Raw genomic sequence first — 20,954 nt, 5'->3', positions numbered from 1 at the left:
AGCCACCTAAAATTAGGGTTCTCTATGGTGCTCAAGGTATTCAAACCCTGTTCGATCGAGAAACCTAAGTGCAGGTGCATCTATATCCTCAGCTATCCACCGCCGGCTTTCGCCAGGCCTGTTTAGACAGCTGGAAGGCTCAAGAACCCTTGGCTCTGAGCGCTCGGCTCGACTCTGGGCTAAACGGGCCTGTGGTGCGACAGCCGCGCCGCCGTTCTGTTGATGGCCCTGGTAGAGAGCAGTCCCTGCCCGATGGTGGACTTGGTACGGCGATCGCTGAAGCTGTTCCCCCGCGACCCGGGGTTGAGTGAGTTTGATTAGTTGCCTGCTCGCACAGAGCCTATTGAGCTTACTCCGTGATTGTCCAGCGTTGCGCTAGACAAATTTTGGAACGTTTCATAAAAGAGCAGTTAAGAGAGATTGTGATGCTGCGCTGAGGCGGGGGCTTCAACAGGCTCAGGTTCTCCTTAGTTAACTCACCAACGCGACCTTAACGGAGAGCCGGGTCTCCCTAGCCCTGCGGCCAGCGATCGCGCCAGAGTTAGTGCAGGGAATCAGGCGCTCCAGGTTTAGGTCGTTCCGAGGCCCGCTAGGTCGCTCTCCGCTATTGGGAGCGCTGTCCCGGCAAACCCCAACGGCATAAAGCCCTGCCCAACGGTAGGCCACATAAGTGACATGTGTTATACACAGATATCAAGGTAAATGTTTTTAGGGAACAAATAAGGGTCCCTGCCCCTATTACCACCCCCTTATGGCTCTTCTTCAAGACAACGCTAGAGCAGCTCCGTTGTCCTGTGCGCTTGAAACCGAAAGCACATCCACAGTTTTGCAATACATTCAGTCAATGGAACGATTGCTGATTGTGGTTCAGGAGCTGTCGTTGGCGAAAACTCTGGAGCGGATCATGGAAATTGTGCGCGTGGCAGCGCGCGAGCTGACCCGCTCCGACGGAGCTTGTTTTATCTTGAAAGAGGGCGACTGCTGCTACTACGCCGATGAAGACGCGATCGCTCCCCTCTGGAAAGGCAGCGATTTCCCATGGATGTTTGTATTGGCGGTTGGACAATGCGCCATCGAGTTCCGGCGGTGATCGCTAACGTCTCTCAAGATCAGCGCATTCCCTGGTTAGCTTACGAACCTACGTTTGTCCAAAGTCTAGTCATGGTGCCGATTCGCACCCTAAATCCAATTGGTGCCATTGGTACTTACTGGGCCGCTCAGCAAGAACCCGCACCCCAAGACGTTAAAGTGCTGCAAGCCTTGGCTGATACCACTGCGGTGGCGATCGAAAAGGTTCAGGTTTACTCAGAATTGGAGCATAGGGTTGAACAACGAACGATTCAGCTCCAGATAACCAATCAAAAGCTAGCGTAAGAGGTTCAGGAACGGCGATCGGCAGAGGAAGCCGTGCGTCTACTTTCCCTCACCGACGAATTGACCGGATTGCACAACCGCCGAGGCTTTTTCTTGCTAGCTGAACAGCAACTAAAGCTGGCAACGAGACTCAAAACTGCCTTTAACGTGCTGTTTATTGACCTGGATGGACTCAAGCAGATCAACGATTTACAGGGACACGAAACTGGCGATGTTGCCCTGTGGGCGGCAGCTAATGTGCTAAAACGCACGTTTCGAGAATCAGACCTGGTCGCTCGATTGGGGGGCGATGAGTTTGTGGTTTTAGCACCCGGCAACTCCGAAGAGCGGGACCAGCTACAGCATCGGCTACAGGATGGCATTGACCAGTTCAATCAGCAGCGAGAGGCTCCTTTCCAGTTATCCATGAGCATCGGGTCCTATATCTACGAGACAGGTGAGACCCGATCCTTAGAAGATATCTTGGCCCTGGCCGATCAACAAATGTACGAGCAAAAGCGCTTGAAGCGGCAGTCAACGGGTTGACCCTAGATACCCAACTTACGACGTCGCTAACGGTGGCCTAGCCTAGGGCAATCGCATTTAATATCGAGTGCTCATATTGATGGGCTCAGGGGTAAAATCAGCGGGGTATAGCGGGTCGACTCAGGCCTAGGGCTGAGCGAGAGTTCGAGGGATTGATGCAACAGCGAGAGCAGGATGCCCCTCCTGCGTATTAGTTGCCTCACGACACAAACCACCTAGCCCTCTGTTGGCTCAAATCTCAGTCTTGGCCATGAGACTGAGCAACCCCTTACAGAGCACATTGCTCATAATTCATCTGGGCCATCTTGAAAATGAACGAACCTAGCAGCCCCTCGTGCAAATAGGCGTCTTCTTTGTTGAGTTGTCCCGTGCGCTGGTTGATACCGTACTCAGCCCAAGGCTCGCCACTGGCATCGAAATAGAAAACTCCTTGCCAATCATGATGAGGCTTTGCCATTATCCTTACCCGCATGTTTGGGAAGTCTAGGTCTACTCCGCAGAACGTATTACCTTCTAGATCAAACGCAGAGAACGAAACCCGGTCAAGCTGTAAACCTTGCAGTCGGTTTGTTATTTGCCCCTGGGCCTGCGCCACCGTCTGAGGGGTAGACGGTTGAGGAGCAGAATTAGGACTATCGTTAACCTGTACTGCCTGGGCAAGCGGCGCTACCGTAGCTGCTTGGTCATTTAGTGAGCAAGCGCTTAACGGAAGTATGGCTACTCCAAGAGCTGAAATTAAAATCAGAGGGCGAGAAATCATAAAGCCTGTAGCCCATTTATTAATTTATCGTGCCCGTCCTCTTGAGAGACTAACTGCCTCGCGCTCCAACCCCTGCCAGCGTTTCTGAGGCTCTGGTAAGGGTTTGTTGTATCTGCCCTCCCTTATCGCCGTGGGCTGGCGACGAGATTGTAGCCCTGCTCAAGCCAAGCCGAGCCTAGAAATTGCGCCTTCACAGGCAATACCACTGCTTTGCGGCAAGGAGTTAATCAGTTGTGAAGGCGACAATCACTGCTGGCCCCGACGGACATAAATCAGCGCCTTCTCGGGGCACCCGCCGTGATTGGCCATTAACTACTTGAGCTGGAGAGTAGCGCTGCTGCCCACACCCCCTTTCAAGCCTCGATTCAGCCCCGCAAGCGCTACACAACTTCACACTGCTCAACCTATTAGCCTGCGGGAACTCTGAGGTGTACAGTATGCAGTAGGTCGCAATGGCGGACCAAATCAAGCCCACAACAAAGCGGGTGATGAAAAGTAGCTATTTGAAAGAGGGCCTATTGCTTGCGGTGGCCCGCAAGCAAGGCGTCTCGACCCGTAGAGCCCATTTGTGGAGCGCCGCTGGGAGTTGGGCAGCAGCGCAGGAAGACCGCACCAGCGGCGGTGGCCCGCCCATTGAGCTGATGAGCTTCACCGCAGAGCCTGGCGACCCTCAAGCCACTCAGCAGCCTGAGGTTTTGCAATCGACACCCCAGACGCTGGCCGATCTGATTCAAATTTTGGACGAGGCGATCGCACGGGTATCGGCGGCAATTCGCTCACCCCACGATGGGCGCAACCGGGCGAATTGCGCCGGCACTCTAGCGAAACTGACTGACCAAAGGGCTAAGCTTTCCAGCACCAACTGGCTGGTCAGTCAGCCGCTCGATCGCTACCCCAACTCTAAGACCTTGCTTCAAGCGCTGAAAGACGCTAGGTCCCTGGGCGCTGCCAAAAAGGAGCACCGTTAGATCATGGAAACCCACATCAAAAACGCAATCAGAACCCGGTACTGGGATGGTGAGTCGCTGATGGCGCTAGCCAATGAGCACCATCTAGCGCTGAAGTCTGTTGAGCAGATGGCAGCGATAGAAGGATGGGGGATTGCGAGGGCTATGCTCGATGACTTGCGAGCGCAGATGGCAACCCCCATGCAGGGCTAGTCTCCGAGAACCTTTCGCCCGCATCCCTACATGAGGCTTACTTGAGCTGGAGGCGGCATCTAGCGTTCAGATGGTAGCAAGAGGACTCCACTCTGGCAGTAAATGGTGACCGATCCGAGGGGAAAATCCGTAAACGGCATCTTATATGTATCGGCCACATTGTCTAAATGGCGCCCACAGACCAGCACTGCCGATCTGTCGGGGTTCACTGTTAGCTTCCAGAACTGAATCCTTTGAAGCATTGGATTCAATTTGATTCGAGGGTCGAACTGCCAGGATGCGATCGCATCCTGCAACAAGGCACCTCTTCTCTATCTAGGTAAAACACTCCATCCGTATACAGAAGCCCAGTGGATCGGGGTACCACTGAGATGTTCTAGTGAACTAGTAGAGATCGCTCTCAGTCGGTCGATACCCACTTTCACCTGAGGTTATAGGAAAACTTCCTCCGTAGATAACAACGTTCATAGAGGGCATGGAGAACCTTTGGTTAGAACCGTTGGCACTTTGCCCTGCATGGTTTCTGCCCTACACACAAGCACCGTCTACCCACGACTATTTGTTTCGAGGAAAAGCATACGAACCCACAAGAACCAGGCTCAAGAGGTTTTTTGTTGACGGCGCACTTAGTTGATCTACCCTTGAGGCCCCGAACGCTCCATGACCAGGACGAGCGCTATGAGCAGCAGTATCGAACCAAGAGTCTTTGCTGACCTGCTAATGGTCGCGATCACGTTTATCGCCACAGTCGCCAATATTTTGCTGTGGTTTACAACTCGGACCACTCTGAAAGTTTTGGTTGAGCAAGTACGACACCAGTTTCAAAATAGCTACAGCGTTGCCCAAGGAGACGTCATCAGTGCCCATCGGGAGCTTTTCTTCGGCATCCTTAACAACGCATCACTTTTGGAGAGCTTCACAAAAGCGAACGGCCTCGATACGAAAGTATGGGAAATTGAAAAGATCTCAGAGTTCCTCATCAATCAGGTGCTTATCGGCTACGTCAATTTTAAGAACGCGATTATCAGCGAAATCTACTTTGAGGGATTTAAGCAGGACGCTCGCTCGCTCTTTCGCTACCAGACCGTGCGCCAGCACTGGGCACGGGTTCGTGACGTTCATTCAGACGATTTCCGCCATTTTGTAGAAGCAGAGTTACTTCCGCCTAAGAGCACAGCCCAAGAAAAAGTGGCCCCTCCGTACTCGGGAGAGCCACTCAACAAGCAAGGGGTTTCAATCGTTAGCCACGAATAAACGCGATGAGCTCTGGAGTGAGTTCAACCACATCCTCATGGTCAGCGAGAGCAAGGCCGCCTCGGGCAGCACCACTTAGGCGATTCCCTTGAACGAACATCCGGCCATGCTCGTCGCTGTAGAGTGTTGGGCACATGCCACTGTTGCACGGAGTAAAAAGCGTTGAGAGTTGCTGAGAACTAGACATAGGAATTCCTCCTGGGGAAACGTGTGAATGACAAACGAACACAGGATCTAGAACTGGCCTATTTCTCCTCACCCAAGGGCCAGAGGTTAAGGCATCTCGCCTTGTGGGTCATAATAGCATAATGGCTTCTAATGGATGCCAAATGAATCTATAAGCATCAACTGCTTTCCTATCGTAGCCCAGGGATACCATAGGGTGTGAGCAGTACTATGGTTGATGTTTTGTGAGTCAGCGCGATCGCATCTCTGTTGATGTCAGCGATATTCGAGAACGAGTCGAGGCTTGCCGCGATGACGTGGCTTGGACAGAACTTCCCCTTGCAGCAAAACTTCGCGTTCTCATTCGAGAACGGCTAGAACAGCTTGAGTCCGGGAAGGATCCAGGCAATCAATGACCTGGATAATGAAGACACCGACGCAGTGTTACAGGCTGAGAGTATTCTGTTGCAAATTGTAAAGGCTAGCTTTGACTATCAATCCTTTTGGTTAGTGCTCAAAATAATTGCTGCTTTAGGGTTTCAGCGACTCTGCCCAGTCACTTCACACAGTAGGGTTGACCAAAATAGGGCAAACAATAAAAACAGGAGTTCCCAAAGCATAACTGTGAGGCGATATTGTTCAAAATTAGGCCGTAGGCTATTTCCCGCACTGAATAACCAAGGTTTTTCCGCTATCAAAACTAAGCTTCCATTAGTGCATGGGAACTAAATGGATTCAAATCGCAGCTTCGCTCCTTTAGGGCCTACTTGGTCGTTGATTATGGCAAGGGTTCCCAAGCCCCCGCCTACAGCACCTAGTCGAGGTACCCCGGGTTTTCCAGGACCCAATTAAGTGCCTCCTTCTTAAGCACATGGTCTTCCGAGGCTAGGTAACTCCTCATACGTTCGATCACCGCTTGCCTGGCCTTCTTCTGCTTGGCCTTTTGTCGATTGGATTGTTTCTCAGCCAAACGCTTTCGACGCTCTTCTTGGTCTGAAGCGAGTTGAAAGAGCGACAGTTGGGCAGCATGCGCGCCGCTGTTACACACCGAAGAGTGAGTTTGCTCTTGATTTAAGGAGTTCAAAGTCTTGTCAGGCAAAGTGTTACGCCCTTTTTGTTCCAATAAGTTTGGGCGACTCTCGGGCTCGTGCGCCTCAAAGCGCTCGGGCTCCGAGGGAGCCTCTTTTACGTTCGGGGGGTCTGGGGGGATTTCCACAGGTGCCCTGTCACGAAGGTGCTCGGGGTGCCAAAGGTCTTTGTTTTTGTAAAGGGTTGGGCCTCCAACGGAAAATTTTGTTGTAAGGACGTTGAACCGCTCTCGAACGGTGATGGGGAGCTGCCCCTCATTGAGAAGCGTTGCAATGGCTAGTCGTATTCTCTCTCTCGCTTCCTGTGCTTTGATTTCGTTGTGTGAGGGCGTATCTTCATCGTTGGCTGCTGTCCTTCGAGCTTTGTCTACTCCGTAGTGGTAGTAGTGGCTTTGTTCGATTGCCCTCGCCCACGCAGTCGCTTTCTCGGTGAGTTCATGCACGTGGTTACTCCACTTGTGGAACTCGGGTAGCTCACGTGCAATCTTGATGATGTCTTCTACCAGTGCGTCTCCCTCCAATGGGGTTGGCGCGTACAGGACGTGGCCAAAGATGTAGCTTCGCATGGTAATTTTGCCGAGGATCCGATTTGTCATGCCTGGGCCAGTCCAGCCGGGCTCAATTTCGGCATTCAGGTCATTGATAAACTTCTCGGCTTTGGTGGTAACTCGGTATTCGCGTCGTCGTGCTTTCTTTAACGTCTGCTTCAGTAGCACTGCATCAATCGTGTTGTGGCTACTTGCGTGGTGCCACATTTCGGCGAATCGCTCACGCGAATTGGAGACAGGTTCAAGGTCACTGTTTTTTAGAATGTATGAGCCTGTCTGGAGCGGAAGGCGGTGGGCGCTGTAGAGCGGCATCTCGCTATTTTCCAGCGGAACGTAGGCTCTTGGGTTAGGAAATACTTCAAGCTGGCCAGGTGAGCACTTCATCCCTGCATTCTGGAGCACAGTTGTTACGCACAGAGCTATCTCCCAGCTTTTCTGCGCCTCCTCGAAGGGAAAGTAGATGTGGAGGCCACCACTGTAGCTTGACGTGATGGTGATGCATGAGGGAAGCCCCAGAGGTTCAAGCGCATCTTGTATGCGTCGTAGGGCCAGGGGATCAGATGCTGGGTGATACCGACTTCCTCTGTCAATGTCGAGAAGGATGTACTTGGTAGTTGCGTTAAAGCGCACGCCGTAGAGATACCCGCCTTGTAGGATAAGCCTGTCGCTTAGTGGGTGTCGCGATTCAGTTTGCCAGGAGGGCTTTTCGTTCGGCTCTGTGTGCTCGGCACAAATGTAGTCATATCGGTGGGGCCAGAGTTTTAGATACGGGTCTTCTGCCTCCTCTACCGAGAAGAACGACAGTGCCCGAGGTGCTTCTTGTTTCACTGGTGTTTCGTCCCAAGTTGGTGTGCAGGGGACGAGGAGCAGCAGCAGCAGCAGCAGGTGGTGGTGGTGGGTGGGTACTTCTTGAGCTTAAATCGGTCAATACACGCCCGTGCTCGTGCTCCTCGCCTGTTAAAGGGCACTTGGGATCACGAGCGTGTCAGGGCTAAAAACCTTTATGGATCCGCCGAAAAAGTGTGCAAATCGGGGATCCTGGGTTAATATGTAGACACAGTTACTCTGTGATGAGTTCACATTGCCGGCCAAAGCATCGGTGAACGCATCTGTTAATCCCAAGTTCGATTGGTTTATCTTTAAAGGCCTGGCTGTTAGCGCAGCTGGGTCTTTAGTTTTTTGAGTTTGGGCTGTTTGTCAGCTAGGGTTCTCCTTTTTTTCACGCGTTATACAGCAACTGCATCATCGTTTCGTTCGTCTACCTGCACAGAGAGCATCTGTGGAGTTATAGCGATAGGTATTAGTCCCCGGCCAATACGCTCAACGAACTCGCTTCGCGAAAGGTTAAATGTCCTTGCGAGAATATCGAGCCCGTCAATACTTACCTCAGTAAGAGACAAGTTCACCCGAGACTTTTTAGCCTCATAGCTGGGACGACGACCGTCTGGATTCCGTGGCACGCTATGGCTCATGGCAGTTGGGAACAAAACGTTCAGCAGTTGCAATCAATCATACACATCTATATTGAAAACGGATCAACTGCACTAATCCAAGTTGTCTACACCAACACTCCGGTCAGGTTTTGACAGCCTGTGGTGGAATGAGGGTTTCAGACCTTTTCCGGTAGCTTAGCCAACCAGAAACCAGGGTTTCAGCGCTTGCCTAGAAAAATGTCCGGGCTATTGCTACACACTGATAAATGGATAAATGTGTCCGGTAAAAGTTCACTTTTTGAGCGTTATCGTTTCTTCTAAGAGCGAGGCTTAGAGGTCTTGGGTGTAGTCTCATCATTTATCTCGATTCTCCTGTCTCAAGTTTTCAAGATGAGTCATGGCATCGAGGCCCTGGGTAACTCGGCGCGTCTGGTCTGCTGCAACATTTAGGTTAGGACTTCCTCCAATACCAATCTCTCTACGGCTTTCAGTGAGCGCTGCTGTACGGGCGTTTATGATCTCCTCTGGAGTTGGGTCAGGGCTTGGTAGGTATTTGAAAAGCCGGTTCGCTGCATCGGGGGACTGGTTTTTCAAATCAAGGGCCATTAGAAGTGCCGCATCGGAGAGTTCGTCGCCTAATACCTCCTTTGCCTTTGCCTGCATGTGCGGGGTTACTCCTTTGAGCTTGGCGAGCTCAGCGCTATCTGCGGCTTCAGGGCTCGGATAGCCGTTTGTTGAGCTAAAGAAACCGTGATTATGTCGGTTTGAGTCCCTGTGTCCCCCGTAAGCATTGGTCTTCTCACAATCCTTGGTTGCAGCACCCTCGATGTACCCGATGACACAAGTAATCATCCTGTCTTCAATCGAAGGGCGGCCAGCATAGTCGTGATACTCCGGCATCAGCGTAGGATTTAAGACGGCCTGGAGCATGCCGCGCTTGGGGTGGACCTTAGTGCCGTGCACCTGCTGCTGCCAGTGGAGATGGGCACTACCGATACCTGAATCACCGGTGTGAGCAAGGACCTCGCCTTTGGCTTTTGTACCGGGGTAACACTCAGCGAGGTGGAGCGCCTGGTAGAGTTCAGGCCCTATCCAGATGTCGGCAACTTGTCCACCACCACCGCTGCTATCCCACCAGCACTGCACTTTTACCCCATTAATCGGGGCGTAGAGTGGGGTGTTAATTGATGCTGCAAGGTCAACTCCTTTGTGGTCTTTACTCGCCCCAGCGATGCCGATATCGCCTCTCCAGCCGTACCCAGACGAGACCTCAACAATGGTGCCATCTAAGAGGGTGAACGTTTCACCCTTCTCTACGGGGGCCTGATCCAAACCGGAATAGACATGGGACTTACCTCCGCGAGGGCCAATAAATTGGAAGAGTGTATAGCTCGGGATAATGTCGTGGCCGAGTACCCGAAGGCCTGGCGTTGAGAAGGAGAGCCCTTCCCGAGCGAGCTTATGGGCAAAGGCGTTTACACCTGAATGAAAGAGCACGATTGCTGGCGGTGCACAGAGAATTGCTGCAAGCGACCAGAGAAACAGTTCACTCGATGCGGTACTGAGCGTGTTGCTAAGAAGAGAGCCCACCTTCATTTACTCCCCTCACCTCCTTCTTCTCCTACAAAGGTGATCTGTAAAAAGCGGTTGCCATCGTGCACAAGAAAAAATCGATGCTCTCCTGGGTGGAGAAGTTCAAGCACAAGGGCAATCCAGAACGCTGCGACGATGAGTCCCCGAGCGGTGTGCATAGTGCTACTACCTCTCTACTCCCCATCAAGTTGAGTGATCGGGCGCTGCTCGCCGTCTTTCCCGGTAAGCAGTGTCGTTGCATCTTCGACGGTATTTCGGGTCGCGGTACCGACTGCTGCTCCGAAATCAGACGGGTCAAGGAGCGTGCTTAAGGATGGTGTAACTTCACCGCCTTCTGCAAATAATGCAGCTTTTGCGGCGATAAAAAGTGAACTCATAGCCACCAAGGATGCGAAAAATCCAAGCAGAAGTAAGAGTGATCGCTTTGGCCTCGATACAACTTCCCAGGGCCATAAAAAACCCATGCCGATAACCCCGGCAGACCAGCTCTTTGTAAGCTCAGCCTTTTTGCGTTTCATGTCGGCTGAATCAGCTGCTTTTTTCGCAGCGTCTTCATTTTTTTTGGTGTTATCAGAATCAGACATAGTGAGCACCTCGTCTTGTTGTTCTAGAAACGACTATGAGTGTGTTGGGTAACGTGTTGGGTGCCTGGAAAAGGTGTGTTGGTAAGAGGTCTCCTGTTGCTACCTGGCTCGGGTGTATCCCTTACAGAATGGCTCTTCCAACAACCCAACACAGAGTCTGACCAACAAGCTACCCAACAGGAGGGGCAAATTTCAGAGCGAATCGTTTCCCCTCTTCGAGCCAGATGGCAAGGTGATGAGTAACTAATTGATTAACTATTTCACGAATTTCGTTTGAGGAAAGGCGATCATAATCTTTTCCCCAGTTCTGCTGCACTTTGCGAATTTCTATTGGGGTATGAATCCCGTATTTCTTGAGGCAATAGGTGAAGAGATCACCTGTCACTGGGTGGTCGTGAAGTACTTCATAATTGGGCGTTAGTTTCATCGCCTCATCGTCGGGGATGTCTTCTCCAATTGGCGCTACCCAAGCACGGTTAAGTGTGTCTATCCAATCATCTCGATTGAAAGTTCCTTCAATTTCTTTTTTGAGTCTGTCGATGTGATCACCCTGGTCGAGGCGAATTGTGTGATCGTCATTTAGGGTATAGCCCAAGGCGCGCATTAGTTCTTCAAGTTGGTCGCGCAGTGCACCAGGCCGCACGGTATCGGGCAGTGCAACGGGCTGGAAGTTAGCCTCGGTGTACTCGGTACCTGCTTGTTTGAACGTGGCTTTCTCGCCCCAGGTAAGTTCACCATCATCATCGGTTGTGCCTTCCAGGCGAATCACCGCTGCTGTGGTTTTGAGCGCTGAGAAGACCCCGGTATTGAGTGATTTCCCACCGGCGTTTCCTGCGGCTTCGCCGTGGAGGATGAGGATAGGAGCCCAGCCTTGCTTGCGTGCTGTTTGGTTAGCCCAGCCGATAAGCGAGTTTGAAAGTCCGTTTAACTCGGGATAGTTGGCAGTCTCCCACTTCCCTACTTCGTCAATAATGACAGTGCGTCGGTGCTTGCCTGCATTTTTTGTCCTGAATGGTTCATAGATGCGCCCCATCGTGTCGAGCACTTTCTCTCGAACGGCATTCATCCCCTCCCCTTTGGATGTAGAGCCGTAGAGGTCACCAAAGATCCAGGTGCCTTGAACCATATTGGCGTCAGTATCGGGGTCGATGATGATGGGAGCTTCCTCCCGTTTGTAAATGGCTCGCAGTACTGCGATCGCCATGGCGATTGTGCTTTTCCCTGAGCCTGAGGGACCGATAACAAGCACGACGAATGCTCCCATCATTTTTTTGAGCCAGGGGGCAGCTGCTAGGAGCTGGGCTACGTTATCGGCGAGCTCGCTTAAGGTGTTCTCGCTTAAATCTTCGATCGCAATTGGATGAGTATTTTTTCCGCCTGAGACAGGAAGGCTCGATGGAGCAAGGGATGTGGGGTGGCGCTCAGCGAGTGCCATTCCCCCTACTATCCCGCCACAGCCAAGCACCGAAACTATGAGACCGAAGGCGTGTGCGGCCTTACTGTGGGCTGTAACGACTGCCCCATCGTTTTCGACTCCGAGCCCGTAAATCTCCCTCACCGTGGCAGCATCAACCGTTTTAGGACTTTGGATCATAAGCGTCATACCGAGGATGGCTGCTAAGGAGCCGCCGCCAAACAGGCTGCTGCTTAAGATCTTTTGCGTGTTGGAAGTGATGATCTTCATTACTTCATCACCTCCTGAATGACTTCTGCGGGGGTGGTCTCAGGAACGGCCGTTGTAGGGACTCGCACTGGTGATTGTGCGCCAGGCAGATAGTACTCGACGTTTAAGACACCTTCCCGGAGGTTAGCGAGCGCCTGGAGCACCTCTGTTGCATCCTCATGCTGAGCTGAGAGAGGAAACATGGCGCGAACAGCAGCGTAGTAGCGCGTGAGTCCCATCTGGATTTGGTAGATGGCAGGGAGGGGACGCCAATTGCCGTAGACGCCGTTACCGAGGCCTTCTGCGATGGTTACGTCTTTTCCCCCAGCAAACCCGACAGCGGCCCACTGGAGTCCTTCTGCTGCGTAGCGGAGGAGCACACATTGGTGGGGCTCCAAAATATCCCGGCAATACTCAAGGTCAATCTGAGCAAGCGGATCAACGTTTACTAAACGTCCCTCTTGCACCTCTGCTTTTGCTGCTTCAAGTAGTCTGAGCGACTCTTGATTTAAGGGGTATTCAAGGACTGAGGCCGTCTCTTTAGCGATCCAAGCATCGTAGTGGCCGAGCACTTCACTCAAGGCTACGGCATAGTCTTCCTCTGCGTAGTCTCCGTTGGTACGCATCGATGCGAGCCTTTCAGCAACAGCGAGCGGATCATCAGCGGCAAAGTCGTAGGCTTCAAACGCTGGTGGGGTAACAAGTCTCTTCTCAGCGCGGTATCCGGTAATAGCGGTCACCGCAACTACCGCAAGAAGAAGCACCGCTGAAATGGGAGCGAGACGGGCAAAGGGGCTTAAGTTTCTGTACCACCGAAGCAGGTTGAATTTTCCCTGCCGATGATGTTGTGGCTGTGTGAGGAGGGAGGGAGGCATGGTGACTTCTTGTGCATCCTCTAGTAGTGAGGAGCGCTAGGACGACAATGGCAACCAGGAGCTTCTAAATGCCAGCGATAGACTTTGCCGTAGCAAAGCCTGAAATGAGCGCGGTGCAGTCGATGACATCGTCAAGGTTGATGCCAAAGCCGGGTGAGTTCATATCAAATGTTTCAGGAGGCGCAGGTGCTTTAGCTTTCCGCTCTTTTCGACGCTTGAGTTCAGCACCGATAAGGGCAAGATCAAGTTGCCCTACTTCTGCTTTCTCCAGAAAGTCGCAGAACCTGACTACCTGGCGTTTGCGATTCTCTACAACTGCTCCTGCAAAGCTATTTAATCGATCGTCACTAGAGCGCATGAGTGCGCGGGCAATGTGCTCAAAATCCTTGTGGGCAGCGAGAGCTGTCATGAGGTCATCGGTTTGTGTCGCTTCAGTTTCTTTTTGATCTGAAGGATGAGCCTCGCTAAACCCTTGAGGTTGCTTGAATTGAGTGGTTTTGCGCTGAGCGTTTAACAGTTCTTTTTCCTGTGCAGTTAGAGGCATGGGTAATTCTCCAGAAAATCAATGAGTCGTTCTTGGGCAAGAGTGGCGTTACGGTTTCGTTCGATCGCGCGAGCGATGAACCAGATTTTTAGGACATCGCGTTCTGAGTACTTCCGGGGTTTTCCGGTGGGGTTAGGTGGGATAAGTGCCAAGGCCATCCACCGACTGAGCGTACTTTTGGTGATGCGGCGGCGAAGCCGCTTTGAAAGGGTGCGGATAAGCTCCTTGTACGAATAGGTAGGGGCTGTGGTGAGGGAGGAGGCGGCGGTTGTTGTCGTCATCTCCTTCTCCTTAAAAGCAGAAGAGACTCCATTCACAAAAAAGAGCGTGTGCGTTTTATGGGAAGGCCGGTTCTGTGGTTCCGCGACGGTTCTATGGAACCGGCTGATACGTTCCACGATAGCACAAGTTATTCTGAACGAATTTAACTGAATTAAAAATTCAATGTATTGATTTTTTGTACAAGGAAAGAACCAGTGGTGCTTCTATGGCACAATTTGTACCGATATTTCCGCTCGTACACCGAAAACTGTCTGTTTCTCCTTAATTTCTGCATGGCTCGTCAAGTTCGGCTTAACTACATCTATGCAAGCTCTACGACCTGGGAGCGGTTTGACCTTGCCTGCGATCAGTTAGGGTGGGCAAGAAAGTCACTCGTGCAGCAGTGCCTCCATGCCTTCTTTCACAAGCATCACAGCTTTTATCAAGAGGCGGCCATTGCTGATGCTGCGGCGCGGGAGATGGATGAAGCTGAGTACTACCGTATTCTGCGGGATGGCTCTGAGGAGGATCTTCAGCGGTATACCTTAGGACGGCCTGGGTTTGGGGTAACACCAATTGATAGCGTGCCGTTTAATCCATCCGGCACTGCTATTCAGCGGACCTACAACGTCATCACTATCAGTAACTACAATGCCGTGCTCTTGAAGGTGGCACGTATTGTGGACACTGGCCCCATGGTGCAGCTAGTAAGCCGAATCATTGAGCAGCATTTTGAGGCGTATTGGGAGAAGAACTACCTTCCCCAAATTGAGCGCGACACAAATTGTTCTTTTCGTTGAATGTCTGTTTCGTTGTCGTTGTCGTTAGAGGCTATCTCACATGCAATCATCTACAGCCCCATCCCCCGCTACCTTAACTTCCGAGCGTGTACAGCTTGCTGTTGATGCGATTCTCTCGACACTCGGTGAGCCTGTGACTGCGCTCCATCGTGAGGCGCTCGATGCCTTTCAGCGTGAGGACTATCAGACCAATAAGCGATTGGCGGCGACTAACCTCGGTGACTTCTACTGTAAGTCTCTTGGGTATTTGGGCTCAGCGTTTAAGCTCACCCCTAATACAGACACCATTCTTGCTGAGTCAGCCAGGGCAGCTGCTGACTTTGCGCGAGAGCGGATCCTTGCTGAGTTAGGCGGGGCTATAGCTGAGGCATTGGGGTAGGCCCATGTAAACGGGCCTATGAGCACACCACAGAGCGCAAGAGTCGCTTTGGCTTAACGCCCTCTTGAAACTGACTTTCTATAACTACTTACTTGGCGCGTAGTTTTGGTGGCGTTGGTGGTTTTCCTGGCTTCTCTTTGTAGCGAACCGGCCAGGTGCCGTTTAAGTCAAGCTTGCAGCCGAGACAGACATGCCCTGCAGGCACCACCTCTCTTGGCAGCTTGAGGTAAAACGCAACGTGATCGTCCCAGAGCCAGGAGAGGCCGACTACGCCTTTACATTGAGGGCATGCACTTGTTGGATAAAACCAACCTGATTGTTTGCTTTGCCAGTAGCCAATACGCACACCTTTTGCTTCTGCTATTTCGAGGTCAGAGGGCCGAAATTCGCCGGTCATCGTTGCTTTGCTTAGAGTGGCTGCAACAAGCATCGTGTGCTGGCACCATTTGCACTTACTTTGAATGATGTGGAGGTCTTTTTTGTTTGTGCGCCCTCCACACCGCTTACACGTTGGGTTGAGACATGAGTAAACGCGGTCAGGCTCCATTGAGGAGGCTATTCGGCCTAGGTCCTCATCAGATTTCAGCTGAAATACAACGGCTCCTATTTTTTCCCGCTCGTAATAGTCGAGTACTTTCTCTTCTGGCTCGTGGGTCACTACGACTTCTACCACTGCGACTACTCTATTCGAGGCATCAAGCAGCGCGATATCGGGCTGACAAGTACCGAGGTTATGTTCGACTTCAACCCGAGCCGCTTTTTTGACCAAGTTTCCGGTATGGTCTTCCAGACACTCGTGGCATGACCATGAGATTTGAAGGGGCTCTTGACTGCTTATGTGCTCCTGAATCTTTTGAGCAAGCAATTTTTTGAAGCTGTAGTGGAGCACTGACTCTGGAGTACAGTTTTCGGCCAGTGCTTTGTGAGCAAAGTGGTGGCGTTTCTTCTCTCCTAGGCGGGGAATCATATCGCCTTGGCAAATAGGACAGCTGTAGACTGTTCCCTTCGCTGCTTGTTCAGTTGTGATTAAGGCTCCGGCAGCGTCGAGCGCTGTGCGGTAGAGAATGTCTTTTGGTTTCCCCATGGTGAATGAGAAGTAACGCGGTCTTACTTATAGTGATCGGCGTTCGTTGTCCTAGAATGCCCAGTAACAGAAGCTGGCAGGGCGATCGCATATGAGAAATATTGGGCCGGTTTCTCGCGAGTGGCTCGCTGAGATTGAGGTACACACCGCAAAGGACCTCAAGCGTGTTGGTGGTGCAGCTTCGGCCTGGGTGCAGGTACGAGAGCGCCATCCAGGGAAAGTGACAACAAATCTCTTGTGGGCGCTTCTAGGGGCAGAGTGTGATGTAGATTGGCGACTGCTATCCCCTGACTTGAAAGAGAAAGCGCTGGCTGAGGTTAATGGATGTATCGATGTAGCTAGAGCTACGAATGATGGTGCAGAAGGGATTGGTTCCGTTGCGGATGGAAATTGTTATGCATCCAGACAACAATTTCGCCTTGGTTGATTGAAGTATTCCATACAAGCTTTTGACGTTTAGCTTATTACAAGTTATTTCAACAAGAAACAAAAGTACTATGTCCTAGTGCTAGAAAGCTAAAATTTGCTCATGATTACGCTAACTCTAGCGTGGCTGGGCAATCTCTCAGTGAATCTGTGACTAGGAGTTTTATGGTACGAAAAGTTTCAGCATCTCAGCTTCGAAGCAAGCTTCAGCAAGCTCAGCGTAAAACTCAACAAGCGGTCGATAAATATAATCGAGAGGTTAAACGTTATAACCAGCAGGTCAAGCAAGCAGTTAATGAGTACAACCGAGAGGTACGTACCTATAACTCTCGTGTCCGAGCAAATCGGCAGCGAATTAAACGCGAGTTAGCGAAATTGAGTGGGCAACCTACTAAGAAAACGCAGTATGTTGTGTACCATACTTCTGTTAGCTCCTTGTATGAGGCTTACACTCGCCTGGAACAGCGAGCTGAGACGCAAAGTTTTGACCCAAGATACAATCGAATTCTCGATCTCTCTGAAAAAGAAACTGCGAACAGCTTAGAAGTTTTCAATTTGCTGTCCGGTTCGGAGCCTAACTCAGAAGAAGCCAGTAGCGATCAAGATGCAATGCTGGTAGACGAACTACGCAAGATCTCTGATGATCTCGACAGTCGATGGCAAGGTGCGGTCTATGCTCTGAATCCACGTAACCCTGATGCAGCTCGACATTTCTGCACAAGCGCACGCGAAATTATTAGCCAGATACTTGAGCTTAAAGCACCGGATGCAGATGTCATTAGCTTACTGCCAAGTTGTGATAGGACAGATCAGGGAAAACCAACACGAAGAGCCAAACTAAAATTCTTGCTAACCCGAAAAGGGATGGTAGAAGATGCCCTTGAGGAGTTCGTTGAACAGGACATGGAAAACATTGTTCAACTCTTTCGCGTGTTTAATGACGGTACACATGGTTCTGCTGGCACATTTAGTTTCCAACAACTCAATTCAATCAAAAAAAGGGTTGAGGACGGCATAATTTTCCTTGCTGAAGTTGTCAGCTAGAAAGATGCATAACAATCCTAGTGCAGCGGATCGACCCAAGCCGCTTGTGGTGTTGAAAAAGGTATCGGCAACCACAGACCAGGAACCTTAGATCGCCTGTAATCAACCTACTTTTCTGAAAAATCAATTTTGAATGGGCAGAATGGCCCTGCTGGGAGGTAGCTGAGGTGACTAAAGACTAGAAAAGGTTGTTTGATGACAGTGAAGGGGCACTCGGGATTGATCTTCCCAACTGCCTGACGTTGACCACTGTGAAGTACCCACTAGCTGCTAAACCGGACCCGAAGATAGTAGGAATTTGAATAGTAGTGGAACAGAAACCCCGTGTTGGTCCTTCATTCCACCACCGGCAATTCTCCCCATCGAGTCGTAAACCCTGGTGACTTCAACCCCAATCGCATCTGCCATTCCTTTCTTATCCCCTCAGATGCACAGAACACCGTCCCGGCACCAAACTGCCGGTTCAGGCTATCCACCGTCCGCATCAACGCCCCCCGCTTCTCCTGCTGGGCCACGTTGCTAAACAGGTCTGTCTGCACGATGGAGGCCGGGCTTAACTCCATCAGCAACACCCCTGCTTTCTTGTACTGATACCCAGGCTGGTAAAGCCCCTCCACCGCTCTTAGTGCTGTTTGCACCAAAGTGAACGTGTCATTCGCCGGTTGGGGCAGCTGCACCACCGCAGAGTTGGAATACTGCGGTTCATCCGGCTTGAAGCGGTTGGTCGTGATGAAAACAGTCACGACACCTGCCTTCAGCTCATCTCGCCTGACCTTGGCAGCAGCCCGAGCAGCATAGGTGGCCACCGCCTCTCTCAGCTCAGCGATCGCCATCATTGGCCTTCCAAACGACCGCGACACACAGCAGCTCTTACGCGGGGCCGGGCACAGCTCCAGAGGCAGGCAGGGGATTCCCCGCAGCTCCTGCACCAGGCGCACCCCAACGATGCCTATCTGCTGCCGTATCCAGCTCAGCTCTACATCCCTCAGCTGGAGGGCTGTTTCTACACCTTGCAGGTGGAGGCGATCGCTAAGCCTGTGACCAATACCCCAGATCTCTCCCACCGGCAAATCTGCCAGCACCATTGAGGGGGCATCGAGGACGCAGACACCGGTGCTCTTTTTAGCGATGTGGTTAGCTACCTTGGCCAAGGTTTTAGTCGGGGCTACCCCCACTGAGACGGGGATGCCGTTCCACTGCTGCACCGTTTGCCGCAGCTGCTCGGCAATCGCTGCCACATCCCCTGAAAGCCCCAGAAACGCTTCATCAATGGAGTAGACCTCCACATCCGGCGTGAACTGCTCCAGGGTCTGCATCACCCGCCGCGACAGGTCGCTGTAGAGGGTGTAGTTGGAGGAGTAGACCTGGATGCTGTGGTCTCGGATTTGCGATCGCAGCTTAAAGACCGGCGCACCCATCGGAATGCCCAGGGCTTTGACCTCGTTGGATCTGGCCACCACGCATCCATCGTTATTAGACAGCACCACCACCGGCTTATCCCGCAGGCGAGGATCGAATACCCGCTCACAGGAGACGTAAAAATTGTTGGCGTCTACCAAGGCTATCCAGGAGGGCATCAGAGGAAGTGGATTACCTTCGTCACGACGCCCCACACCTCAAAGTCCATGTCTGGGTGAATCTCGATAGGGGGATACGCTGGGTTCTCTGACATCAGCCGCAGGATGCCCCCGCTCCGGTAGAGCCGCTTAACTGTCAGGTCACCATTGAGCACCGCGATGACGACGCTGTTATGGATCGCAGAGACGGCTCGATCCACGATTAGCAGGTCGCCGTTGTGGATGCCTGCGCCAATCATGGAGTCGCCGCTGACCCTGACAAAGAAGGTAGCGGCGGGATGGGGGATGAGATGGCGGTTTAGATCAAGTAGACCCTCGACGTAATCTTCTGCCGGCGACGGGAAGCCAGCGGGCACAGTGACGATAAACAAAGCAGGGAACTCCTCAGACGATTGCCGTGGTAGATGGCACGCCTAACCTGCTCAAACTCGCGGTGCATGGGGGATAAACCCTTCAGGAACTAGATCGAAACTAAATAGTACACCTGAACTGTTGTGCTGTCACCCAGCATTTTCCTCTCTTCGGTCTCCCCCAAAATCTGAGGGGGTGGAAATCGATACACTTATTCTTGGCAGGTGCTGAGCCATAATCACTAACAACACAGCTAGCTCTAGGGCAATGGCATGGCGACTTTATCTGGCAACCTCACCCTGCACCGCTACAAACGCACCAACAAGGGCTACATCGAAGACTTGGGTGATGGGGTAAAGTTGACGCTGGTGCTGGTACCTGGCGGAGAATTTATGATGGGTGCTCCAAAGGGCGAACCAGGTAGTAGTGATGATGAGCGCCCCCAGCGCTTGGTGAAGGTGCCCCCCTTTTTGATCGGTCGCTATCCGGTGACGCAGGCCCAGTGGCGGGTAGTGGCGAGATACATGCAAGAAAAGCGAGAGCTGAGCCCTGATCCGTCCACCTTTAAGGGGGATGACCTGCCGGTGGAAAGTGTGAACTGGCACGATGCTACTGAGTTTTGTCAGCGACTCTCGGCCAAAACTCAAAAAAACTACCACCTGCCCAGCGAAGCCCAATGGGAATATGCCTGCCGGGCTGAGACAACTACGGCCTACCACTTTGGCGAGCAGCTCACCGAAGAAGTTGCTAACTACGAGTTTGGTGATCAGCTCACCGAAGAAGTTGCTAACTACGAGGGTACAGTTGGCCGAACCACGCCGGTTGGCCGAACCACGCCAGTTGGGCAATACCCGGCTAACCGCTGGGGGCTGTACGATATGCACGGCAACGTGTGGGAGTGGTGCCAAGACCACGGGCACAGCAATTATGAGGGTGTCCCTACCGACAGCAGCGCCTGGATAGAAGGCGGCAACTCAGCGGTACGGATCTTTCGCGGCGGCTCTTGGTTCAACAGTCCGAGGCTCTGCCGCTCCGCGTGCCGCGCTGACTACGAGCCCAGCGACGGCCACTACTACATCGGCTTTCGGGTTGTGTGTTCGGCCCCCAGGACTCTTTAGCCGCCTCCCGGCTAGCTGTTGCCCTTTACCCTTTTTCACTTCTGCCCTCAAAAAATAAAAATATGGGCTGCTTCCTCTGACGCGTCAGTGCCTTGAGTTTTGTTCGGAGTCAGGAGGAGTTGGGTGGGGAAAGGCTAAATTCTGGCTCCTATATTCTCGTCGGTCAGCTCTTCCCTGCTTATGTTGAGCCCCAGCCTGCTTTCTCCTTTGCCGTTAGGCGCTCGCATTTTTAGCGAAAACGAAAATAACCGCTAATTTTGCTCGATTTGGCAAAAACCTAATTAAAATAGGACAAATTTTCGGAAATAGATAGATTGGCGGTGAATAGGAGAAGAATAGTCTCTACCC

At 52.0% G+C, this 20,954-nt stretch carries 25 protein-coding genes and 1 pseudogene; 14 read left to right on the top strand and 12 right to left on the bottom strand.

The annotated features are described in order from the left end of the window. The first annotated feature begins 74 nt into the window (after nucleotides 1-74). The 4 genes from H6F59_RS25680 to H6F59_RS26095 all read left to right on the top strand — a co-directional run bounded on the left by H6F59_RS25680 (nucleotide 75) and on the right by H6F59_RS26095 (nucleotide 1,899). Entirely contained in the window at nucleotides 75-311 is a 237-nt protein-coding gene (locus H6F59_RS25680) for a hypothetical protein (RefSeq protein ID WP_190707952.1), read from the top strand. Between the two features lie 440 nt (nucleotides 312-751). Then, a complete protein-coding gene (locus tag H6F59_RS26105; protein WP_199325988.1) occupies nucleotides 752-1,090 on the top strand; it encodes a hypothetical protein in 339 nt (112 codons plus the stop codon). Continuing rightward, nucleotides 1,066-1,374 (top strand): GAF domain-containing protein, encoded by a 309-nt coding sequence (locus H6F59_RS26100; RefSeq protein ID WP_199325987.1) that lies wholly within the window; start codon nucleotides 1,066-1,068, stop codon nucleotides 1,372-1,374. Before H6F59_RS26105 ends, H6F59_RS26100 begins: the two co-directional genes overlap by 25 nt. 33 nt (nucleotides 1,375-1,407) lie before the next feature. After that, nucleotides 1,408-1,899, top strand: a complete 492-nt coding sequence (locus tag H6F59_RS26095) for a GGDEF domain-containing protein (RefSeq protein WP_199325986.1) — start codon at nucleotides 1,408-1,410, stop codon at nucleotides 1,897-1,899. A gap of 268 nt (nucleotides 1,900-2,167) precedes the next feature. On the opposite strand, the gene H6F59_RS25670 is transcribed toward H6F59_RS26095, so the two are convergent. After that, nucleotides 2,168-2,659, bottom strand: a complete 492-nt coding sequence (locus H6F59_RS25670) for a hypothetical protein (RefSeq protein ID WP_190707949.1) — start codon at nucleotides 2,657-2,659, stop codon at nucleotides 2,168-2,170. A gap of 488 nt (nucleotides 2,660-3,147) precedes the next feature. On the opposite strand from H6F59_RS25670, the gene H6F59_RS25665 reads away from it, so the two are divergent. From H6F59_RS25665 to H6F59_RS27800, 3 genes and pseudogenes are all read left to right on the top strand, one after another. Next, a complete protein-coding gene (locus H6F59_RS25665; protein ID WP_190707946.1) occupies nucleotides 3,148-3,627 on the top strand; it encodes a hypothetical protein in 480 nt (159 codons plus the stop codon). Between the two features lie 3 nt (nucleotides 3,628-3,630). Continuing rightward, nucleotides 3,631-3,819: a hypothetical protein gene (locus H6F59_RS25660; RefSeq protein ID WP_190707943.1), complete on the top strand. Its 189-nt coding sequence runs from the start codon at nucleotides 3,631-3,633 to the stop codon at nucleotides 3,817-3,819. A gap of 5 nt (nucleotides 3,820-3,824) precedes the next feature. Further along, a pseudogene (locus H6F59_RS27800) lies at nucleotides 3,825-3,896 on the top strand (poly-beta-hydroxybutyrate polymerase N-terminal domain-containing protein); the annotation flags it as partial. Here the strand turns inward: H6F59_RS27800 and H6F59_RS27795 are convergent. After that, nucleotides 3,879-4,115 carry a DUF6876 family protein gene (locus H6F59_RS27795; RefSeq protein WP_397194774.1) on the bottom strand — a complete coding sequence of 79 codons (237 nt, stop codon included), beginning with the start codon at nucleotides 4,113-4,115 and terminating at the stop codon, nucleotides 3,879-3,881. The pseudogene H6F59_RS27800 and the gene H6F59_RS27795 sit on opposite strands and share 18 nt — an antisense overlap. 382 nt (nucleotides 4,116-4,497) lie before the next feature. On the opposite strand from H6F59_RS27795, the gene H6F59_RS25650 reads away from it, so the two are divergent. Both H6F59_RS25650 and H6F59_RS25645 read left to right on the top strand, forming a co-directional pair. Further along, on the top strand, nucleotides 4,498-5,073 hold the full coding sequence (locus tag H6F59_RS25650) for a hypothetical protein (protein ID WP_190707939.1): 576 nt from the start codon (nucleotides 4,498-4,500) through the stop codon (nucleotides 5,071-5,073). 410 nt (nucleotides 5,074-5,483) lie between these two features. Beyond that, nucleotides 5,484-5,654 (top strand): hypothetical protein, encoded by a 171-nt coding sequence (locus tag H6F59_RS25645; protein WP_190707936.1) that lies wholly within the window; start codon nucleotides 5,484-5,486, stop codon nucleotides 5,652-5,654. Between the two features lie 398 nt (nucleotides 5,655-6,052). On the opposite strand, the gene H6F59_RS25640 is transcribed toward H6F59_RS25645, so the two are convergent. From H6F59_RS25640 to H6F59_RS25610, 7 genes are all read right to left on the bottom strand, one after another. Next, nucleotides 6,053-7,702 (bottom strand): hypothetical protein, encoded by a 1,650-nt coding sequence (locus H6F59_RS25640; RefSeq protein WP_313887319.1) that lies wholly within the window; start codon nucleotides 7,700-7,702, stop codon nucleotides 6,053-6,055. 959 nt (nucleotides 7,703-8,661) lie between these two features. After that, nucleotides 8,662-9,903 (bottom strand): M23 family metallopeptidase, encoded by a 1,242-nt coding sequence (locus H6F59_RS25635; protein WP_190707932.1) that lies wholly within the window; start codon nucleotides 9,901-9,903, stop codon nucleotides 8,662-8,664. Nucleotides 9,904-10,073: 170 nt separating this feature from the next. Further along, nucleotides 10,074-10,484 carry a hypothetical protein gene (locus tag H6F59_RS25630; protein ID WP_190707927.1) on the bottom strand — a complete coding sequence of 137 codons (411 nt, stop codon included), beginning with the start codon at nucleotides 10,482-10,484 and terminating at the stop codon, nucleotides 10,074-10,076. Nucleotides 10,485-10,653: 169 nt separating this feature from the next. Then, on the bottom strand, nucleotides 10,654-12,168 hold the full coding sequence (locus tag H6F59_RS25625) for an ATP-binding protein (protein WP_190707923.1): 1,515 nt from the start codon (nucleotides 12,166-12,168) through the stop codon (nucleotides 10,654-10,656). After that, the gene (locus H6F59_RS25620; RefSeq protein WP_190707910.1) at nucleotides 12,168-13,022 is read right to left on the bottom strand and encodes a hypothetical protein; all 855 of its coding nucleotides are present in this window, start codon (nucleotides 13,020-13,022) and stop codon (nucleotides 12,168-12,170) included. Before H6F59_RS25620 ends, H6F59_RS25625 begins: the two co-directional genes overlap by 1 nt. A gap of 64 nt (nucleotides 13,023-13,086) precedes the next feature. Continuing rightward, nucleotides 13,087-13,566, bottom strand: coding sequence for a hypothetical protein (locus H6F59_RS25615; protein WP_190707907.1), 480 nt, complete (start codon nucleotides 13,564-13,566; stop codon nucleotides 13,087-13,089). After that, nucleotides 13,557-13,847 carry a hypothetical protein gene (locus H6F59_RS25610; RefSeq protein ID WP_190707902.1) on the bottom strand — a complete coding sequence of 97 codons (291 nt, stop codon included), beginning with the start codon at nucleotides 13,845-13,847 and terminating at the stop codon, nucleotides 13,557-13,559. Before H6F59_RS25610 ends, H6F59_RS25615 begins: the two co-directional genes overlap by 10 nt. Before the next feature lie 273 nt (nucleotides 13,848-14,120). Here H6F59_RS25610 and H6F59_RS25605 point away from each other — a divergent pair, with 273 nt between their 5' ends. Next, nucleotides 14,121-14,627 (top strand): hypothetical protein, encoded by a 507-nt coding sequence (locus H6F59_RS25605; RefSeq protein WP_190707899.1) that lies wholly within the window; start codon nucleotides 14,121-14,123, stop codon nucleotides 14,625-14,627. A gap of 40 nt (nucleotides 14,628-14,667) precedes the next feature. Continuing rightward, nucleotides 14,668-15,006 (top strand): hypothetical protein, encoded by a 339-nt coding sequence (locus tag H6F59_RS25600; RefSeq protein WP_190707895.1) that lies wholly within the window; start codon nucleotides 14,668-14,670, stop codon nucleotides 15,004-15,006. 88 nt (nucleotides 15,007-15,094) lie between these two features. Here H6F59_RS25600 and H6F59_RS25595 read toward each other — a convergent pair whose 3' ends face one another. Further along, on the bottom strand, nucleotides 15,095-16,090 hold the full coding sequence (locus H6F59_RS25595; RefSeq protein ID WP_190707892.1) for a competence protein CoiA family protein: 996 nt from the start codon (nucleotides 16,088-16,090) through the stop codon (nucleotides 15,095-15,097). Nucleotides 16,091-16,181: 91 nt separating this feature from the next. Here H6F59_RS25595 and H6F59_RS27790 point away from each other — a divergent pair, with 91 nt between their 5' ends. Beyond that, nucleotides 16,182-16,517: a TfoX/Sxy family DNA transformation protein gene (locus H6F59_RS27790; protein ID WP_190707888.1), complete on the top strand. Its 336-nt coding sequence runs from the start codon at nucleotides 16,182-16,184 to the stop codon at nucleotides 16,515-16,517. A gap of 164 nt (nucleotides 16,518-16,681) precedes the next feature. Beyond that, nucleotides 16,682-17,560: a hypothetical protein gene (locus tag H6F59_RS25585; protein WP_190707872.1), complete on the top strand. Its 879-nt coding sequence runs from the start codon at nucleotides 16,682-16,684 to the stop codon at nucleotides 17,558-17,560. Nucleotides 17,561-17,895: 335 nt separating this feature from the next. Here the strand turns inward: H6F59_RS25585 and H6F59_RS25580 are convergent, their stop codons facing one another. Both H6F59_RS25580 and H6F59_RS25575 read right to left on the bottom strand, forming a co-directional pair. After that, on the bottom strand, nucleotides 17,896-19,137 hold the full coding sequence (locus H6F59_RS25580) for a Y-family DNA polymerase (RefSeq protein WP_190707869.1): 1,242 nt from the start codon (nucleotides 19,135-19,137) through the stop codon (nucleotides 17,896-17,898). Continuing rightward, nucleotides 19,137-19,508: a LexA family transcriptional regulator gene (locus tag H6F59_RS25575; protein ID WP_190707865.1), complete on the bottom strand. Its 372-nt coding sequence runs from the start codon at nucleotides 19,506-19,508 to the stop codon at nucleotides 19,137-19,139. Before H6F59_RS25575 ends, H6F59_RS25580 begins: the two co-directional genes overlap by 1 nt. A 252-nt stretch (nucleotides 19,509-19,760) precedes the next feature. Between H6F59_RS25575 and H6F59_RS25570 the strand changes: the two genes are divergently transcribed. Continuing rightward, nucleotides 19,761-20,606: a formylglycine-generating enzyme family protein gene (locus H6F59_RS25570; RefSeq protein ID WP_190707862.1), complete on the top strand. Its 846-nt coding sequence runs from the start codon at nucleotides 19,761-19,763 to the stop codon at nucleotides 20,604-20,606. The last annotated feature ends 348 nt before the right edge of the window (nucleotides 20,607-20,954 follow it).

Origin of the sequence: Nodosilinea sp. FACHB-141 (genome assembly GCF_014696135.1) — a bacterium.
Classification (GTDB): Bacteria; Cyanobacteriota; Cyanobacteriia; order Phormidesmidales; family Phormidesmidaceae; genus Nodosilinea.
The sequence above is the reverse complement of the archived record's forward strand: the minus strand, read 5'-3'. Positions and strand labels throughout refer to the sequence as shown.

Excerpts from the sequence above, each read along its gene's own strand:
- H6F59_RS26105 (WP_199325988.1), top strand. The coding sequence starts at position 752 with ATGGCTCTTCTTCAAGACAACGCTAGAGCAGCTCCGTTGTCCTGTGCG.
- H6F59_RS26100 (WP_199325987.1), top strand. The coding sequence starts at position 1,066 with ATGCGCCATCGAGTTCCGGCGGTGATCGCTAACGTCTCTCAAGATCAG.
- H6F59_RS25670 (WP_190707949.1), bottom strand. The coding sequence starts at position 2,659 with ATGATTTCTCGCCCTCTGATTTTAATTTCAGCTCTTGGAGTAGCCATA.
- H6F59_RS25665 (WP_190707946.1), top strand. The coding sequence starts at position 3,148 with ATGAAAAGTAGCTATTTGAAAGAGGGCCTATTGCTTGCGGTGGCCCGC.
- H6F59_RS25660 (WP_190707943.1), top strand. The coding sequence starts at position 3,631 with ATGGAAACCCACATCAAAAACGCAATCAGAACCCGGTACTGGGATGGT.
- H6F59_RS25650 (WP_190707939.1), top strand. The coding sequence starts at position 4,498 with ATGAGCAGCAGTATCGAACCAAGAGTCTTTGCTGACCTGCTAATGGTC.
- H6F59_RS25635 (WP_190707932.1), bottom strand. The coding sequence starts at position 9,903 with ATGAAGGTGGGCTCTCTTCTTAGCAACACGCTCAGTACCGCATCGAGT.
- H6F59_RS25630 (WP_190707927.1), bottom strand. The coding sequence starts at position 10,484 with ATGTCTGATTCTGATAACACCAAAAAAAATGAAGACGCTGCGAAAAAA.
- H6F59_RS25625 (WP_190707923.1), bottom strand. The coding sequence starts at position 12,168 with ATGAAGATCATCACTTCCAACACGCAAAAGATCTTAAGCAGCAGCCTG.
- H6F59_RS25620 (WP_190707910.1), bottom strand. The coding sequence starts at position 13,022 with ATGCCTCCCTCCCTCCTCACACAGCCACAACATCATCGGCAGGGAAAA.
- H6F59_RS25615 (WP_190707907.1), bottom strand. The coding sequence starts at position 13,566 with ATGCCTCTAACTGCACAGGAAAAAGAACTGTTAAACGCTCAGCGCAAA.
- H6F59_RS25610 (WP_190707902.1), bottom strand. The coding sequence starts at position 13,847 with ATGACGACAACAACCGCCGCCTCCTCCCTCACCACAGCCCCTACCTAT.
- H6F59_RS25605 (WP_190707899.1), top strand. The coding sequence starts at position 14,121 with ATGGCTCGTCAAGTTCGGCTTAACTACATCTATGCAAGCTCTACGACC.
- H6F59_RS25600 (WP_190707895.1), top strand. The coding sequence starts at position 14,668 with ATGCAATCATCTACAGCCCCATCCCCCGCTACCTTAACTTCCGAGCGT.
- H6F59_RS25595 (WP_190707892.1), bottom strand. The coding sequence starts at position 16,090 with ATGGGGAAACCAAAAGACATTCTCTACCGCACAGCGCTCGACGCTGCC.
- H6F59_RS27790 (WP_190707888.1), top strand. The coding sequence starts at position 16,182 with ATGAGAAATATTGGGCCGGTTTCTCGCGAGTGGCTCGCTGAGATTGAG.
- H6F59_RS25585 (WP_190707872.1), top strand. The coding sequence starts at position 16,682 with ATGGTACGAAAAGTTTCAGCATCTCAGCTTCGAAGCAAGCTTCAGCAA.
- H6F59_RS25580 (WP_190707869.1), bottom strand. The coding sequence starts at position 19,137 with ATGCCCTCCTGGATAGCCTTGGTAGACGCCAACAATTTTTACGTCTCC.
- H6F59_RS25570 (WP_190707862.1), top strand. The coding sequence starts at position 19,761 with ATGGCGACTTTATCTGGCAACCTCACCCTGCACCGCTACAAACGCACC.